Origin of the sequence: Enterobacter sp. UNJFSC 003, from assembly GCF_036903355.1 — a bacterium.
Taxonomy (GTDB): Bacteria; Pseudomonadota; Gammaproteobacteria; order Enterobacterales; family Enterobacteriaceae; genus Enterobacter.
Genome location: NZ_JBAKHK010000009.1, coordinates 1 through 16,465 on the forward strand (window position 1 = coordinate 1; position 16,465 = coordinate 16,465).

The window sequence follows — 16,465 nt, forward strand, 5'->3', positions numbered from 1 at the left end:
GGAATAGCTCAGTTGGTAGAGCACGACCTTGCCAAGGTCGGGGTCGCGAGTTCGAGTCTCGTTTCCCGCTCCAAATTCTTCTCATATCTAAAATATCCACAGCGAAATCATTCGTTGGGGACGTTTTTTGTTGCATGTTAAACACCACTGTAAACAGACTTATCCACAGATTCTGTTGTTTCATCGTATCCGATAGAAACTTCGCAGGGTGAATAATATCTCCGTAATCATTTGAATTTAATTAATAAAATTTGATTTCAAAATGTTATTGAGATCACTTGACCTGTTTGCCAGGCCTTATGGCGCTTGAGTTTTGATTTTTATACACAGGCTGTGAATAATTTAGGCGTCCCGGGTAAGTCCCTTTTCAATCACCCGCACCAGACGCTGTTTCTTTGGTAACTGCACCTCGACCACGCAGGCATTACGCTTCTCGATTTGCTGCGCAATCGCCCACTCTATGTGCTCATCAAGAAGTGGGTGCTCACCTCTACGACTTTCCAGGGCCTGAATATTGGCTTCATCCCATGGCGCATTCCCCAGCGCAACGGCGACATTTCGCAACCAGCGCAGATGGCCGATACGACGAATGGCCGATCCTTCCGTTACCTTCAGGAACCAGGCTTCGGTCCAGGCGAACAGTTCGATAAGCGGAGGCGCGTGTAGCGCTTTACGTGGGCTGAAATCCTCTTCTTCTGTGAGCTGTGAATAGCGATTCCACGGACAAATCAGCTGGCAGTCATCGCAGCCGTAGATTCGGTTGCCGATAAGAGGGCGAAACTCTTCTGGAATTGCCCCTTCCAGCTCAATCGTGAGGTAGGAAATACAGCGGCGCGCATCAACGGTATAAGGTTCAACGATAGCGCCCGTCGGGCAGATGGTCATACAGGCCACGCAGCGGCCGCAGCCTTCCTCGACCGGGCCGTCGACCGGCAACGGTAAATCAATCAGCAGTTCACCGAGGAAAAAGAATGATCCGGCATCGCGGCTCAGGATAAGTGAGTGCTTACCAGTCCAGCCAAGCCCGGCTTTTTCAGCGATCGGGCGCTCAAGAATAGGCGCAGAGTCAACAAAGGGTCTAAAATTCAGCGAAACACAGTGTTGCTGAATAGTTTCCCCGAGTTTTTTTAAGCGGTTACGCAGAAGCTTGTGATAGTCACGCCCCAGGGCATACCGGCTGACGTAACCCAGAGAAGGATTTTTGAGCGTACGCGCAAATGCCGCGTTAGCGGGCAGGTAGTTCATGCGCACGCTGATGACACGCAGTGTACCCGGCAAAAGCTCATGCGGGCGGGCACGCATCATGCCATGACGCGCCATCCACTCCATTTCGCCGTGGTATTGTTTGTCCAGCCACGCCTGCAGTTTAGGCTCGCTGGCGGAGAGGTCGGTGTCGGTTATCCCCACCTTCTGGAAGCCAAGCTCAGCACCCCACTGTTTAATATTTTGCGCTAACTGATTGAGATCGAGGGGCTGTGACATGACGGACCATACAGTGAAGAAAAACCCCACCAGTATACCACATTCCATCTGGCATGCGGATGACCTCCGGCGCGCCGAAAAAGAGGCCGCAGATAGCCTGGGCATTACTCTTTTTGAACTGATGCAGCGCGCGGGTGAAGCCGCGTTCAACGTGGCCCGTATGGCATACCCAACCGCTTCACACTGGCTGATTTTGTGCGGGTACGGCAATAACGGCGGAGACGGCTATGTTATCGCCCGTCTGGCCGCCGCGGCAGGATTGCGCGTCACGCTGCTTGCGCTTGAGGGCGATAAGCCACTGCCGGAAGAAGCCAGAGCGGCGCGCGAAGCCTGGCTAAATGCCGGTGGCGTGATTCACGCTTCAGATATCCCCTGGCCGGAAAATATCGATGTCATTATTGACGGTCTGCTGGGCACCGGGTTACGCAGTGCGCCGCGCGAGAATATTGCCGCACTCATTGAGCGCGCCAACACGCATACCGCACCGATTGTGGCGCTGGATATCCCTTCAGGCCTGATGGCACAGACCGGCACAACGCCGGGAGCCGTGATTCAGGCGTCACACACCGTGACCTTTGTCGCCCTGACGCCGGGACTCCTGACCGGGAAAGCACGGGATGTGGTCGGGACTTTGCACCATAGCGCGCTGGGCCTGGAAAGCTGGCTGGCGGGGCAGGAGACGTCACTCTCGCGTTTTGACGCCTCACAGCTTGCCCTGTGGCTGCCGCCGCGTCGTCCGACATCCCATAAAGGCGATCACGGCAAATTAGCGATCGTAGGCGGCGACCACGGCACGGCGGGTGCCATCCGCATGACGGGGGAGGCGGCGTTGCGAAGCGGTGCCGGGTTAGTGCGGGTGCTGACGCGCAGCGAAAATAGGGCACCGATTCTTACCGCCCGCCCGGAGCTGATGGTCGACGAACTTACGCCACACACGTTAGAAGAGTGCCTCGAATGGGCGGATGTGGTGGTGATTGGCCCGGGGCTTGGGCAGCAAGCCTGGGGTAAACAGGCGCTGCAAAAGGTCGAGAACTTTCGTAAACCCATGCTATGGGATGCCGACGCGCTTAACATTCTGGCAATCAACCCGGATAAGCGTCACAATCGCATTTTGACGCCACACCCCGGCGAGGCCGCGCGGCTGCTTAATTGCAGCGTGGCAGAAATTGAAAGCGATCGCTTACTTTCTGCCCAGCGTCTGGTAAAACGTTACGGAGGTGTTGTCGTTCTTAAAGGGGCGGGGACCATCATCGCTAGCGATGATGCACAAGGCATTATTGATGCCGGTAACGCGGGCATGGCGAGCGGTGGAATGGGCGATGTGCTTTCTGGCATCATCGGCGCATTGCTTGGACAGAAACTTCCCCTTTATGATGCAGCCTGTGCGGGCTGTGTAGCCCACGGAACAGCGGCTGATAAGCTTGCTGCCCGTTATGGTACACGCGGTATGCTGGCCACCGATCTTTTTTGCACGCTGCGGCGTGTTGTTAACCCGGATGTGATTGACGTAGAAAATGACTAATCGAGCGATTTCTTTACCTGATGAACAAGCTACTTTAGATTTCGGCAAGCGCGTGGCGCAGGCCTGTCAGGGGGCAACCGTCATTTATCTGTATGGTGATTTAGGTGCGGGTAAAACAACCTTTAGCCGTGGATTTCTGCAGGCGTTAGGGCATAACGGGAACGTAAAAAGCCCAACGTATACGTTGGTAGAACCCTACACCCTCGATAATTTGATGGTGTATCACTTCGATTTATACCGCCTTGCGGACCCTGAGGAGCTGGAGTTTATGGGGATCCGTGATTATTTCGCCAATGATGCCATCTGCCTGGTAGAGTGGCCGCAACAAGGTGCGGGTGTGTTGCCTGACCCGGATGTCGAAATTCACTTAGATTACCAGGCTCAAGGGCGTGAGGCACGCATCAGTGCTGTTTCCTCATCAGGGTGTTCGTTACTGTCGCGTCTGACAGATTAAGCGTGGGGATGACGGGATGATAAATCGCGTTAAAGGTTGGTTATTAGCGGCCACGGTACTGCTGTGCGCGCAGGCCGGGGCGGCAAGCCTCTCGGATATTCAGGTGTCGAACGGTGACAGCCAGGCCCGGATTACGTTCAGCTTTATGGGCGATCCTGAGTATGCATTTTCACAACCCGACAGCCACAGCGTGGCGCTGGATATCAAGCAAACGGGTGTTATCCAGGGATTGCCGCTGCAGTTTAGCGGAAATAACCTGGTGAAAAGTATTCGTTCGGGGACGCCGAAGGATGCCCAGTCGCTGCGGCTGGTGGTCGATCTGACTGAAAAAGGCAAAACCCAGGCCGTGAAGCAGCAAAACGGTGCGAATTACACGGTGGTCTTTACCATCAAAGCCGATGCGCCGCCTCCACCTCCGCCGCCGGTTGTGGCAAAACGCGTTGAGGAGCCGGTCTATACCCCGCGCCCTTCTGAACCTGCGCGTAATCCGTTTAAAACACAGAACGATCGCATAACTGCGGCAACCAGCAGTAATACGGTGACGCGCCCGGCAGCCAGCGCGCGGCGTGCGAGCAGCGATGATAAAGTGATTATCGCCATTGATGCCGGCCACGGCGGGCAAGATCCGGGTGCGATTGGCCCGGGTGGCACGCGCGAGAAAAACGTCACCATCGCGATTGCCCGTAAGCTGCGGACGTTGTTAAACGACGACCCGATGTTTAAAGGTGTGCTGACTCGCGACGGGGATTATTTTATCTCGGTTATGGGGCGTTCCGATGTTGCACGTAAGCAAAATGCCAACTTCCTGGTGTCGATTCATGCGGATGCGGCACCAAACCGTAACGCAACGGGCGCCTCTGTGTGGGTGCTCTCGAACCGTCGCGCCAACAGCGAAATGGCGAACTGGCTTGAAGAGCATGAGAAGCAATCTGAGCTGTTAGGCGGGGCGGGTGACGTGCTGGCAAACAGCCAGTCAGATCCTTACCTCAGTCAGGCGGTTCTCGATTTACAATTCGGTCATTCTCAACGCGTCGGGTATGATGTGGCCACTAACGTGCTGAGCCAGTTGCAAAGCATTGGTGTACTGCACAAACGTCGCCCTGAACATGCCAGCCTGGGCGTTCTGCGTTCGCCGGATATTCCGTCCATCCTTGTTGAGACGGGCTTTATCAGTAATAACGGTGAAGAACGTTTACTGGGAAGCGACAGCTACCAGCAGCAAATTGCCGAAGCGATTTATAACGGTCTGCGTAAATATTTTGATGCGCATCCGCTGCAGTCCGCGCCTCAGGGCGGGGCGGGCCAGACGGCAAGTGCCGCGCTGCCGGGCGAGATGACCGCAACCAATTAAGGAGAATTCATGCCGATTCAGGTTCTACCGCCGCAGCTCGCGAACCAAATCGCCGCCGGTGAGGTGGTGGAACGCCCTGCATCGGTCGTGAAAGAGCTGGTAGAAAACAGCCTCGATGCGGGGGCCACCCGCATCGATATTGATATCGAACGCGGTGGCGCAAAGCTTATTCGCATTCGTGACAATGGCTGTGGCATTAAAAAAGACGAACTGGCGTTAGCGCTGGCCCGTCACGCCACCAGTAAAATTGCCTCGCTGGACGATCTGGAAGCCATTATTAGCCTCGGATTTCGCGGTGAGGCGCTGGCCAGTATCAGCTCCGTTTCCCGATTAACGCTTACCTCGCGCACCGCTGAACAGCAGGAAGCCTGGCAGGCCTATGCCGAAGGGCGCGATATGGACGTCACGGTGAAACCCGCGGCGCACCCTGTCGGCACCACGCTGGAAGTGCTGGATCTGTTTTATAACACCCCCGCCCGACGCAAGTTTATGCGTACCGAAAAGACCGAGTTCGGTCATATCGATGAGATTATCCGCCGTATCGCGCTGGCGCGTTTCGATGTCACCATCAACCTCAGCCATAACGGCAAGGTGATGCGCCAGTATCGTGCGGTGGCTGAAGGGGGGCAGAAGGAACGTCGTCTCGGCGCCATCTGTGGGACACCGTTTCTGGAACAGGCGCTGGCGATTGAGTGGCAGCATGGCGATCTGGCCCTGCGCGGATGGGTTGCCGATCCGAACGCGAGCAGTGCCGCATTCGCAGAGATCCAGTATTGCTACGTAAATGGTCGTATGATGCGTGACCGCCTGATTAACCACGCTATTCGGCAGGCCTGCGAAGATAAGCTCGGCGCAGACCAGCAGCCTGCATTCGTGCTGTACCTGGAGATCGACCCGCATCAGGTCGATGTTAACGTCCATCCAGCCAAGCATGAAGTGCGCTTCCATCAGTCCCGGCTGGTGCACGATTTTATCTACCAGGGCGTGGTCAGCGTCTTACAGCAGCAAGCTGAGCCGACGTTGCCGCTGGAAAACGACGTGCCTGCGCCGCGCCCCCTACCCGAAAATCGCGTGGCTGCGGGACGCAATCACTTCGCTGAACCTGCCGTTGCGCGCGCGCCGGCAGCACCGCGCTATTCGTCGACGGGGAACGCAAACCCACCTCGCCCAACCGGCGCGAACTATCCCAACGTCCAGCCAGGCTATCAAAAGCAGCAGGGGGCGTTGTACCGCAAGTTGCTGGATACGCCTGCGGTTGAGCGTAAAGCGCATAGTGACGTGTCGTCGCCTTCACTGGACGGGCATAGTCAGAGCTTTGGTCGGGTACTGACGATTGTTGCACCCGATATGGCGTTACTGGAGCGCGAGGGCAAGCTGATGCTGCTGGCATTGTCAGTGGCGGAGCGCTGGCTCAAACAGGCACAGCTGACGCCGGGGGAAAATGCCGCCTGTGCGCAGCCATTGCTGATCCCGGTTCGCCTGAAGATATCCCCTCAAGAAACAAGGGTTTTGCAGCGCGCGACGCCGTTGCTGGCGGAAATGGGTATAGAAATTGTGCTGGAAGCTCAGCATGTGACAATTCGCGCAGTGCCTTTACCCTTACGCCAACAAAATTTACAAAACTTGATTCCTGAACTGATAGGCTACCTGGCGCAGCAAACGTCGTTTGATGCCGCTAATACCGCGCAGTGGATCGCCCGCCATTTGGCAAGCGAACATACGCCGTGGAGTATGGCGCAGGCGATTACCGTGTTGGCAGAGGTTGAACGCCTTTGCCCGCATCTGGTGAAGTCACCGCCAGGTGGATTATTACAACCTGTTGATTTACATACGGCGATGACCGCCCTGAAACATGATTGACGTAAGCAAGGCGAGCCTGCCTAAGGCAATTTTTTTAATGGGCCCCACGGCCTCCGGCAAAACGGCGTTAGCCATTGAGTTACGTAAAGTTTTGCCCGTAGAGTTGATTAGTGTCGATTCTGCCCTCATCTATCGGGGAATGGATATCGGCACGGCGAAGCCCGACGCGGAAGAACGGCGCGCGGCACCACATCGTTTGCTGGATATTCTTGACCCGGCCGAGGCTTACTCCGCAGCGGACTTCCGCCGCGATGCGCTGGCCGAAATGGCCGAGATAACGGCGGCGGGGCGTATCCCGCTTCTGGTTGGCGGAACCATGCTCTATTTTAAGGCGTTGCTGGAAGGACTATCCCCGCTGCCATCAGCGGATCCAGGCGTCAGAGCAAAGATTGAACAGCAGGCGGCAGAGCAGGGTTGGGACGTTTTGCACAAGCAACTGGAAGAGATTGACCCGGTTGCCGCAGCACGGATTCATCCAAATGATCCGCAAAGGCTTTCCCGGGCACTGGAAGTTTTTTTCATTTCGGGTAAAACTTTAACGGAACTGACGCAAACGTCAGGAGAGGCTCTGCCGTATCAGGTGCATCAGTTCGCTATCGCCCCGGCGAGCCGTGAACTGCTCCATCAACGAATTGAGCAGCGTTTTCATCAGATGTTGGCTTCAGATTTTGAAGCAGAAGTGCGGGCGCTTTTTGCCCGTGGAGATTTGCATACGGACATGCCTTCCATTCGTTGTGTGGGATACCGCCAGATGTGGTCGTATCTTGAAGGTGAGATTTCATACGATGAAATGGTTTATCGAGGTGTTTGCGCCACGAGACAGTTAGCGAAGCGCCAAATCACCTGGTTGCGCGGTTGGGAGGGAGTTCACTGGTTAGACAGTGAAAAACCGCAACAGGCGTTAAACGAAGTGATTGAGGTTGTTGGTGATATCGCTCACTGAATGTGTACAATTGAGACGTATCGTGCGCAATTTTTCAGAATCGCAAGGTTCTAAGTACAAAACAAGCATATAAGGAAAAGATAGAATGGCTAAGGGGCAATCTTTACAAGACCCGTTCCTGAACGCATTGCGTCGGGAACGTGTTCCAGTTTCTATTTATTTGGTGAATGGTATTAAGCTGCAAGGTCAGATTGAATCTTTCGATCAGTTCGTGATCCTGTTGAAAAACACGGTCAGCCAGATGGTCTACAAGCACGCTATTTCTACTGTTGTTCCGTCCCGTCCGGTATCTCATCACAGCAATAACGCTGGCGGCGGCACTGGTAGTAATTACCATCATGGCAGTAACGCGCAGGGTTCTTCTGCTCCAGCGCAGGACAGCGAAGACACCGAATAAGGTTTCTTGCTGTTATCCACACGGGGAGCCAGGGATCCTGCGTTCCCCGCTGATTTTTTTTGAGGGTAATACAGCTTGTTTGACCGTTATGACGCCGGTGAGCAGGCGGTTCTGGTACACATCTATTTTTCGCAAGACAAAGATATGGAAGACCTCCAGGAGTTTGAAGCTCTGGTCTCTTCCGCCGGCGTCGAAGCAATGCAGGTGATTACTGGTAGCCGTAAAGCGCCGCACCCGAAGTATTTTGTTGGTGAAGGTAAAGCAGTAGAAATTGCGGATGCCGTTAAAGCAACCGGCGCATCAGTCGTGTTGTTTGATCATGCGCTTTCTCCGGCCCAGGAACGTAACCTTGAAGCCCTTTGCGAATGCCGTGTTATCGATCGCACAGGGTTGATCTTAGATATTTTTGCTCAGCGTGCACGTACCCACGAAGGGAAGCTGCAGGTTGAGCTGGCGCAGTTGCGCCATCTGGCGACGCGACTCGTGCGTGGCTGGACCCACCTGGAAAGACAAAAAGGCGGGATTGGTTTGCGCGGTCCGGGTGAAACCCAGCTCGAAACCGACCGTCGTTTACTGCGTGGCCGTATTACCCAGATCCTCTCGCGTCTGGCAAGAGTTGAGAAACAGCGTGAACAGGGACGTCGGGCGCGAACCAAAGCCGACATCCCGACGGTGTCGCTGGTGGGATATACCAACGCCGGTAAATCCACCCTGTTTAACCAGATCACTGAGGCCCAGGTTTATGCCGCAGACCAACTGTTTGCGACTCTGGACCCCACGTTGCGTCGTATTGACGTTGACGATGTTGGTGAAACGGTGCTCGCAGATACCGTAGGCTTTATCCGCCACTTGCCGCATGACCTGGTGGCCGCATTTAAAGCCACATTGCAGGAAACGCGTCAGGCGACCTTGCTGCTGCACGTTATTGATGCTGCAGATGTACGCCTGCAGGAAAACATTGACGCGGTGAATGTGGTGCTCGAAGAGATCGATGCCCACGAGATCCCAACGCTGTTGGTGATGAATAAGATCGATATGCTGGACGATTTTGAACCGCGTATCGATCGAGATGAAGAGAACAAACCGATTCGGGTCTGGCTTTCTGCCCAGACCGGGATTGGCGTGCCACTGCTTTTCCAGGCTTTAACAGAACGTCTTTCCGGCGAGGTCGCTCAGCATACGCTGCGGTTGCCGCCAGAGGAAGGCAGGCTGCGCAGCCGGTTTTATCAGCTTCAGGCGATAGAAAAAGAGTGGATGGAGGATGACGGCAGCGTGGGGATGCAGGTGCGTATGCCGATCGTTGACTGGCGTCGCCTCTGTAAACAAGAACCTGCGCTGGTCGACTATATCGTCTGATCAGAAAGGGGATGCCTGAATAATTCGCCCTTGCATAACAAATATGGAGCATATACATGGCGTGGAATCAGCCCGGTAATAACGGACAAGACCGCGACCCGTGGGGAAGCAGCAATAATCAAGGCGGCAACTCTGGGGGAAATGGCAACAAAGGTGGTCGCGAGCAGGGGCCGCCGGATCTGGATGATATCTTCCGCAAGCTAAGCAAAAAGCTTGGTGGTCTTGGCGGGGGTAAAGGTTCTGGCTCAGGTGGAAGTTCCACCCAAGGGCCACGCCCGCAAATGGGTGGTCGCATAGTGGGCATTGTTGCCGCTGCCGTGGTAATCATCTGGGCTGCCAGCGGGTTCTACACCATTAAAGAAGCAGAACGTGGCGTAGTCACCCGTTTTGGTAAATTTAGCCATCTGGTTGAGCCAGGCCTGAACTGGAAGCCGACCTTCATTGACAACGTCACCGCGGTTAACGTGGAGTCTGTCCGTGAACTGGCTGCTTCTGGCGTGATGCTGACATCGGATGAAAACGTGGTTCGCGTTGAGATGAACGTTCAGTACCGCGTGACCGATCCTGAGCGCTATCTTTTCAGCGTAACCAGCGCGGATGACAGCCTTCGTCAGGCGACCGACAGCGCCCTGCGCGGTGTGATCGGTAAATACACCATGGACCGCATTCTGACTGAAGGTCGTACCGTTATTCGTAGCGATACCCAGCGCGAACTGGAAGAGACCATTCGCCCGTACAACATGGGTGTTACCCTGCTGGACGTCAACTTCCAGGCTGCTCGTCCGCCGGAAGAGGTGAAATCCGCATTTGATGATGCCATTGCCGCCCGTGAAAACGAGCAGCAGTACATCCGTGAAGCCGAAGCGTACACCAACGAAGTACAGCCGCGTGCTAACGGTCAGGCGCAGCGTATTCTTGAAGAAGCTCGTGCGTACAGAACCCGAACCATCCTGGAAGCACAGGGTGAAGTGGCTCGCTTCGCGAAAATCCTGCCGGAATATAAAGCGGCGCCGGAAATTACCCGCGAGCGTCTCTATATCGAGACCATGGAAAAAGTGCTGAGCCATACGCGTAAAGTGCTGGTTAACGACAGCAAAGGTGGAAACCTGATGGTTCTGCCGCTGGATCAGATGCTGAAAGGCGGTTCTGCACCAGCAGCGAAAGACAACAGCGGTGCTAACAACCTGCTGCGTCTGCCGCCAGCCTCATCGGGCAGCTCCAGCGCGAACACAACGCCTTCTTCGAACGATGGTGACATTATGGACCAACGCCGTGCTAACGCGCAGCGTAACGACTACCAGCGTCAGGGGGAATAAGGATGCGTAAGTCAGTTATTGCGATCATCATCATCGCACTTGTCGTACTTTATACCTCTATCTTTGTAGTGAAAGAGGGTGAGCGCGGGATCAAGTTCCAGTTCAGCAGCGTTGTGCGTGACAGCGACAAACGTCCGGTGATCTACGAGCCAGGTCTGCACTTTAAAGTTCCTTTTATCCAGTCCGTGAAAACGCTCGATGCCCGTATCCAGACCATGGATAACCAGGCCGATCGCTTCGTGACGAAAGAGAAGAAAGACCTGATTGTCGACTCCTATATCAAATGGCGCATCAGTGATTTCAGTCGTTACTTCCTGGCAACAGGCGGTGGTGATGTTTCTCAGGCAGAAGTGCTGCTGAAACGTAAGTTCTCTGACCGTCTGCGTTCTGAAATTGGTCGTCTGGATGTGAAAGATATCGTCACCGACTCCCGTGGTCGTCTGACCCTGGAAGTCCGCGACGCGCTGAACTCCGGTACGGCGGGAACCGAAGACGAAGTAGAAACCCCAGCAGCGGACGACGCGATTGCCAAAGCGGCTGAGCGTGTTCAGGCAGAAACCAACGGTAAAGTGCCGGTGGTCAACCCGAACAGTATGGCTGCGCTGGGTATTGAAGTGGTCGACGTACGTATTAAGCAGATCAACCTGCCGGCTGAAGTGTCGGAAGCGATCTACAACCGTATGCGCGCCGAGCGTGAAGCGGTAGCACGTCGTCACCGTTCACAGGGTCAGGAAGAAGCGGAAAAACTGCGTGCCGCAGCGGACTACGAAGTGACCAAGACGCTGGCGGAATCTGAGCGTCAGGGCCGTATTCTGCGCGGTGAAGGTGATGCCGAAGCAGCGAAACTGTTTGCCGATGCATTCAGTCAGGATCCTGACTTCTACGCCTTTATCCGTAGCCTGCGTGCTTATGAGAATAGCTTCCAGAGCAACCAGGATGTAATGGTGCTCAGCCCGGACAGCGATTTCTTCCGTTATATGAAGTCGCCAGCTAACGCGACGCGATAAACTCAGCTTTGTTTGAGTTTTCAAACCACCGCTCTCAATGGAGCGGTGGTTTTCTTTTATAGGGATTAAAAATGAATTCAACGATCTGGCTGGCACTGGCGCTCGTTTTAGTCCTTGAGGGCCTTGGACCGATGCTTTACCCGCGCGCCTGGCGTCGGATGATTGCGACCATGAGTCAGCTACCGGATAATATTTTGCGTCGGTTTGGCGGGGGTCTAGTGGTTGCAGGCATCGTGATCTACTACATGTTGAGGAAAACGATTGGCTGATCAAAAACTAGCCATAATTGGCGTATTTTGGGGTCAAAAAGTGCTGTATATCTGAAAAAGCGATGGTAGAATCCATTTTTAAGCAATCGGTGATTTTGAAAAATGGGTAACAACGTAGTCGTACTGGGCACCCAATGGGGTGACGAAGGTAAAGGGAAGATCGTTGATCTTCTGACTGAACGTGCAAAATATGTTGTACGCTATCAGGGTGGTCATAACGCAGGCCATACTCTCGTAATCAACGGTGAAAAAACCGTCCTCCATCTTATTCCATCAGGCATTCTTCGTGATAACGTCACCAGCATCATCGGTAACGGCGTTGTGCTGTCTCCAGCGGCGCTGATGAAAGAGATGAAAGGCCTGGAAGACCGTGGTATCCCGGTTCGCGAGCGTCTGCTGCTCTCCGAAGCTTGTCCTCTGATCCTCGACTATCACGTTGCGCTGGATGTTGCCCGCGAAAAAGCGCGTGGCGCGAAAGCGATCGGTACTACCGGTCGTGGTATCGGCCCGGCGTACGAAGATAAAGTTGCACGTCGCGGTCTGCGCGTGGGCGATCTCTTCGACAAAGAAACCTTCGCTGAAAAACTGAAAGAAGTGATGGAGTATCACAACTTCCAGCTGGTGAATTTCTACAAGGCTGACGCTGTTGACTACCAGAAAGTGCTGGATGACGTCATGGCGATTTCTGACATTCTGACCGGTATGGTTGTTGATGTTTCCGATCTGCTGGACCAGGCGCGCAAGCGTGGCGATTTCGTCATGTTTGAAGGTGCGCAGGGTACGCTGCTGGATATCGACCACGGTACCTATCCGTACGTAACCTCCTCTAACACCACCGCAGGTGGCGTGGCAACGGGCTCTGGCCTGGGTCCACGTTATGTGGATTACGTATTGGGTATCATCAAAGCTTACTCCACTCGCGTGGGTGCGGGTCCATTCCCGACCGAGCTGTTTGACGAAACCGGCGAGTTCCTGTGCAAGCAGGGTAACGAATTTGGTGCGACCACCGGTCGTCGTCGTCGTACCGGCTGGCTGGATGCGGTTGCTGTACGTCGCGCAGTGCAGATTAACTCCCTGTCTGGCTTCTGCCTGACCAAGCTGGACGTGCTGGACGGCCTGAAAGAAGTGAAAATCTGCGTAGGCTACCGTATGCCTGATGGCCGCGAAGTGACCACTACTCCGCTGGCAGCAGACGACTGGGAAGGCATTGAGCCAATCTACGAAACCATGCCTGGCTGGTCTGACACCACGTTCGGCGTGAAAGAGCGTAGCGGCCTGCCGCAGGCGGCGCTGGATTACATCAAGCGTATTGAAGAACTAACCGACGTGCCGATCGATATTATTTCTACCGGCCCGGATCGTACTGAAACGATGATCCTGCGCGACCCGTTCGACGCATAATCTTCGTGACTGCTGGCCTGCGGGGAAACCCGTAGGCCGGATAAGCGTCGCGCCATCCGGCGAACGCTATCGGAACCCCGCTTTTTTGCCCCGTCTGTCAAATAAATTAGCCGCCAACTATCTGGCTGGTTTATCATCATTAATGAATATCTCTGCGGTTTAACCGCGTTTTCCCTTTTTCCTGAGGTTGATGTGCAGTTAACAAGTTTCACCGATTACGGCTTACGCGCGCTGATTTACATGGCGTCGTTGCCCGAAGGGAAGATGACCAGTATCTCTGAAGTGACAGAGGTCTACGGTGTGTCCCGTAATCATATGGTCAAAATAATCAATCAACTTAGTCGTGCCGGATACGTTGCTGCCGTCCGAGGGAAGAATGGTGGGATCCGTCTCGGGAAACCGGCACAGAGTATTCGTGTTGGGGATGTGGTACGTGAACTGGAGCCATTGACTCTGGTGAACTGCAGCAGCGAGTTCTGCCACATTACCCCCGCTTGCCGCCTGAAGCAGGCGCTTTCTAAGGCCGTGCAAAGTTTTCTCAAGGAACTGGATAACTACACGCTGGCCGATTTGGTTGAAGAGAATCAACCGCTTTATAAATTATTGCTGGTGGAATGAAGAAAATTTCCACCGGAGCTGACAACGGAGGAACCGACATGTCACATGATCCTTTCCAGGAACGCGAAGCCGAAAAATACGCGAATCCTATCCCCAGCCGCGAGTTCATCATTGAACATTTAACCAAGCGCGAAAAGCCCGCCAATCGTGAAGAACTTGCCGTTGAATTAAATATTGAAGGTGAAGAGCAAATTGAAGCGCTTCGCCGCCGCCTGCGCGCAATGGAGCGCGACGGGCAACTGGTGTTTACCCGCCGCCAGTGCTATGCACTGCCAGAACGCCTCGATCTGGTGAAAGGCATGGTGATTGGGCATCGCGATGGCTTCGGCTTCCTGCGCGTCGAAGGCCGCAAAGACGACCTGTACCTCTCCTCTGAACAGATGAAGATGTGTATCCACGGCGATCAGATCCTGGCGCAGCCGCTGGGGGCAGACCGTAAAGGTCGCCGTGAAGCCCGTGTGGTCCGCGTGCTGGTGCCGAAAACTAGCCAGATTGTGGGCCGCTATTTTACTGATGCAGGCGTAGGTTTCGTGGTGCCGGATGACAGCCGTCTGAGCTTCGATATCTTGATCCCGCCAGAAGCGGTGATGGGCGCACGCATGGGCTTTGTGGTGGTGGTTGAACTCACCCAGCGTCCAACCCGTCGCACAAAAGCGGTGGGTAAAATCGTCGAAGTGCTGGGCGATAATATGGGCACGACGATGGCCGTTGATATGGCGCTGCGTACCCATGAGATCCCGTACGTCTGGCCGAAAGCGGTTGAAGACCAGATTGAAAGCCTGCGTGAAGAGGTTCCTGAAGAGTCCAAAGTGGGCCGCGTGGACCTGCGCGATCTGCCGCTGGTCACGATTGATGGCGAAGACGCCCGTGACTTCGATGACGCCGTTTTCTGCGAGAAAAAGCGCGGAGGCGGCTGGCGCCTGTGGGTTGCGATCGCTGACGTAAGCTATTACGTGCGTCCAAACACCCCGCTGGATAACGAAGCGCGCAGCCGCGGTACGTCGGTGTATTTCCCGTCTCAGGTCGTCCCGATGCTGCCGGAAGTGCTCTCTAACGGCCTTTGCTCCCTAAACCCGCAGGTTGACCGTCTCTGTATGGTCTGTGAGATGACAATCTCAACCAAAGGTCGTTTAACCGGCTTCAAATTCTATGAAGCGGTAATGAGCTCCCATGCCCGTCTGACCTATACCAAAGTCTGGCATATGCTGCAGGGCGATCAGGATCTGCGTGAACAGTACGCGCCGCTGGTCAAGCACATTGAAGAGTTGCATAACCTCTACAAAACGCTGGAACAGGCGCGCGAAGAACGCGGTGGGATTTCGTTTGAGAGTGAAGAAGCGAAGTTTATCTTCAACGCGGAACGTCGCATTGAACGTATCGAACAGACCCAGCGTAACGACGCGCACAAGCTGATCGAAGAGTGTATGATCCTGGCGAATATCTCGGCGGCGCGTTTTGTTGAGAAAGCTAAGGAGCCGGCACTGTTCCGTATTCACGATAAGCCGACGACGGAAGCCATCACCTCGTTCCGCTCTGTACTGGCTGAACTGGGTCTGGAACTGCCTGGCGGTAACAAGCCGGAGCCACGTGACTACGCCGAGCTGCTGGAATCCATTAGCGGCCGTCCAGATGCTGAAATGCTGCAGACCATGCTGTTGCGCTCCATGAAGCAGGCGATTTACGATCCGGAAAACCGCGGTCACTTTGGTTTGGCGCTGCAGTCTTACGCGCACTTTACCTCGCCGATACGTCGTTATCCTGACCTTTCTCTGCACCGTGCGATCAAGTATCTGCTGGCGCAGGAGCAAGGCCACAAAGGTAAGACGACCGAAAGCGGTGGCTATCACTACTCTATGGAAGAAGTGCTGCAATTAGGCCAGCACTGTTCTATGGCCGAACGCCGTGCTGATGAAGCCACGCGCGATGTGGCTGACTGGCTGAAGTGTGACTTCATGCTGGACCAGGTGGGTAACGTGTTCAAAGGCGTGATTGCCAGCGTCACCGGATTTGGCTTCTTCGTCCGTCTGGATGAGTTGTTTATCGACGGTCTGGTGCATGTTTCCAGCCTGGATAACGACTACTACCGTTTCGACCAGGTCGGGCAACGCCTGATTGGAGAATCGGGCGGCCAGACCTATCGTCTTGGCGATCGCGTGGAAGTGAAGGTTGAAGCCGTCAATATGGACGACCGTAAAATCGACTTCAGCCTGATCTCCAGCGAACGCGCTCCGCGCAACGTCGGTAAAACCGAGCGTGAAAGAGCGAAAAAAGGCGGTAACGGCAGCGCAGGGGGGAAACGTCGCCAGGCGGGTAAGAAGGTAAACTTCGAGCCAGACAGCGCCTTCCGTGGCGAGAAGAAACAAAAGCCAAAGGCGGCGAAAAAAGACGCCCGTTCAGCGAAGAAACCGTCCACGAAGACACAAAAAATAGCGGCCGCGACCAAGGCGAAGCGTGCAGCGAAGAAACAGCAGGCGGAGTAATATTCCCCT

At 54.8% G+C, this 16,465-nt stretch carries 14 protein-coding genes; 13 read left to right on the forward strand and 1 reads right to left on the reverse strand.

Features of this window, described 5'->3' with window-relative positions:
* Window positions 1-342: 342 nt before the first annotated feature.
* On the reverse strand, window positions 343-1,482 hold the full coding sequence (gene queG, locus V5P19_RS17940; protein WP_334405703.1) for a tRNA epoxyqueuosine(34) reductase QueG: 1,140 nt from the start codon (window positions 1,480-1,482) through the stop codon (window positions 343-345).
* Between queG and nnr the strand changes: the two genes are divergently transcribed.
* The 13 genes from nnr to rnr all read left to right on the forward strand — a co-directional run bounded on the left by nnr (window position 1,481) and on the right by rnr (window position 16,456).
* Complete coding sequence (nnr, locus tag V5P19_RS17945; RefSeq protein WP_334405706.1) at window positions 1,481-3,004, forward strand: bifunctional ADP-dependent NAD(P)H-hydrate dehydratase/NAD(P)H-hydrate epimerase; 1,524 nt, start codon at window positions 1,481-1,483, stop codon at window positions 3,002-3,004. The genes queG and nnr overlap by 2 nt on opposite strands.
* Complete coding sequence (gene tsaE, locus V5P19_RS17950; protein ID WP_334405708.1) at window positions 2,997-3,458, forward strand: tRNA (adenosine(37)-N6)-threonylcarbamoyltransferase complex ATPase subunit type 1 TsaE; 462 nt, start codon at window positions 2,997-2,999, stop codon at window positions 3,456-3,458. Before nnr ends, tsaE begins: the two co-directional genes overlap by 8 nt.
* 16 nt (window positions 3,459-3,474) lie before the next feature.
* The gene (amiB, locus tag V5P19_RS17955; RefSeq protein WP_334405710.1) at window positions 3,475-4,809 is read left to right on the forward strand and encodes an N-acetylmuramoyl-L-alanine amidase AmiB; all 1,335 of its coding nucleotides are present in this window, start codon (window positions 3,475-3,477) and stop codon (window positions 4,807-4,809) included.
* A 9-nt stretch (window positions 4,810-4,818) separates the two neighbouring features.
* On the forward strand, window positions 4,819-6,669 hold the full coding sequence (gene mutL, locus V5P19_RS17960) for a DNA mismatch repair endonuclease MutL (protein WP_334405712.1): 1,851 nt from the start codon (window positions 4,819-4,821) through the stop codon (window positions 6,667-6,669).
* Window positions 6,662-7,612, forward strand: a complete 951-nt coding sequence (miaA, locus tag V5P19_RS17965; RefSeq protein WP_334405714.1) for a tRNA (adenosine(37)-N6)-dimethylallyltransferase MiaA — start codon at window positions 6,662-6,664, stop codon at window positions 7,610-7,612. The genes mutL and miaA overlap by 8 nt, the downstream gene beginning before the upstream one ends.
* 85 nt (window positions 7,613-7,697) lie before the next feature.
* A complete protein-coding gene (hfq, locus tag V5P19_RS17970) occupies window positions 7,698-8,009 on the forward strand; it encodes an RNA chaperone Hfq (RefSeq protein ID WP_045284414.1) in 312 nt (103 codons plus the stop codon).
* A gap of 75 nt (window positions 8,010-8,084) precedes the next feature.
* Window positions 8,085-9,365: a ribosome rescue GTPase HflX gene (hflX, locus tag V5P19_RS17975; RefSeq protein ID WP_334405720.1), complete on the forward strand. Its 1,281-nt coding sequence runs from the start codon at window positions 8,085-8,087 to the stop codon at window positions 9,363-9,365.
* Window positions 9,366-9,421: 56 nt separating this feature from the next.
* Complete coding sequence (gene hflK, locus V5P19_RS17980) at window positions 9,422-10,681, forward strand: FtsH protease activity modulator HflK (RefSeq protein ID WP_334405722.1); 1,260 nt, start codon at window positions 9,422-9,424, stop codon at window positions 10,679-10,681.
* Window positions 10,682-10,683: 2 nt separating this feature from the next.
* Window positions 10,684-11,688, forward strand: a complete 1,005-nt coding sequence (gene hflC, locus V5P19_RS17985) for a protease modulator HflC (protein WP_334405724.1) — start codon at window positions 10,684-10,686, stop codon at window positions 11,686-11,688.
* 71 nt (window positions 11,689-11,759) lie between these two features.
* Complete coding sequence (locus V5P19_RS17990; RefSeq protein ID WP_003855996.1) at window positions 11,760-11,957, forward strand: DUF2065 domain-containing protein; 198 nt, start codon at window positions 11,760-11,762, stop codon at window positions 11,955-11,957.
* A gap of 102 nt (window positions 11,958-12,059) precedes the next feature.
* Window positions 12,060-13,358, forward strand: coding sequence for an adenylosuccinate synthase (locus tag V5P19_RS17995; RefSeq protein ID WP_334405726.1), 1,299 nt, complete (start codon window positions 12,060-12,062; stop codon window positions 13,356-13,358).
* Window positions 13,359-13,550: 192 nt separating this feature from the next.
* Window positions 13,551-13,976 (forward strand): nitric oxide-sensing transcriptional repressor NsrR, encoded by a 426-nt coding sequence (gene nsrR / locus V5P19_RS18000; RefSeq protein ID WP_334405728.1) that lies wholly within the window; start codon window positions 13,551-13,553, stop codon window positions 13,974-13,976.
* 38 nt (window positions 13,977-14,014) lie between these two features.
* Window positions 14,015-16,456 (forward strand): ribonuclease R, encoded by a 2,442-nt coding sequence (rnr, locus tag V5P19_RS18005; RefSeq protein WP_334405730.1) that lies wholly within the window; start codon window positions 14,015-14,017, stop codon window positions 16,454-16,456.
* Window positions 16,457-16,465: the final 9 nt, after the last annotated feature.

Bases quoted from the DNA above. Each gene is read 5' to 3' on its own strand.
- nnr (WP_334405706.1), top strand. From the start codon at position 1,481: ATGACGGACCATACAGTGAAGAAAAACCCCACCAGTATACCACATTCC.
- queG (WP_334405703.1), bottom strand. From the start codon at position 1,482: ATGTCACAGCCCCTCGATCTCAATCAGTTAGCGCAAAATATTAAACAG.
- tsaE (WP_334405708.1), top strand. From the start codon at position 2,997: ATGACTAATCGAGCGATTTCTTTACCTGATGAACAAGCTACTTTAGAT.
- amiB (WP_334405710.1), top strand. From the start codon at position 3,475: ATGATAAATCGCGTTAAAGGTTGGTTATTAGCGGCCACGGTACTGCTG.
- mutL (WP_334405712.1), top strand. From the start codon at position 4,819: ATGCCGATTCAGGTTCTACCGCCGCAGCTCGCGAACCAAATCGCCGCC.
- miaA (WP_334405714.1), top strand. From the start codon at position 6,662: ATGATTGACGTAAGCAAGGCGAGCCTGCCTAAGGCAATTTTTTTAATG.
- hfq (WP_045284414.1), top strand. From the start codon at position 7,698: ATGGCTAAGGGGCAATCTTTACAAGACCCGTTCCTGAACGCATTGCGT.
- hflK (WP_334405722.1), top strand. From the start codon at position 9,422: ATGGCGTGGAATCAGCCCGGTAATAACGGACAAGACCGCGACCCGTGG.
- hflC (WP_334405724.1), top strand. From the start codon at position 10,684: ATGCGTAAGTCAGTTATTGCGATCATCATCATCGCACTTGTCGTACTT.
- V5P19_RS17990 (WP_003855996.1), top strand. From the start codon at position 11,760: ATGAATTCAACGATCTGGCTGGCACTGGCGCTCGTTTTAGTCCTTGAG.
- V5P19_RS17995 (WP_334405726.1), top strand. From the start codon at position 12,060: ATGGGTAACAACGTAGTCGTACTGGGCACCCAATGGGGTGACGAAGGT.
- rnr (WP_334405730.1), top strand. From the start codon at position 14,015: ATGTCACATGATCCTTTCCAGGAACGCGAAGCCGAAAAATACGCGAAT.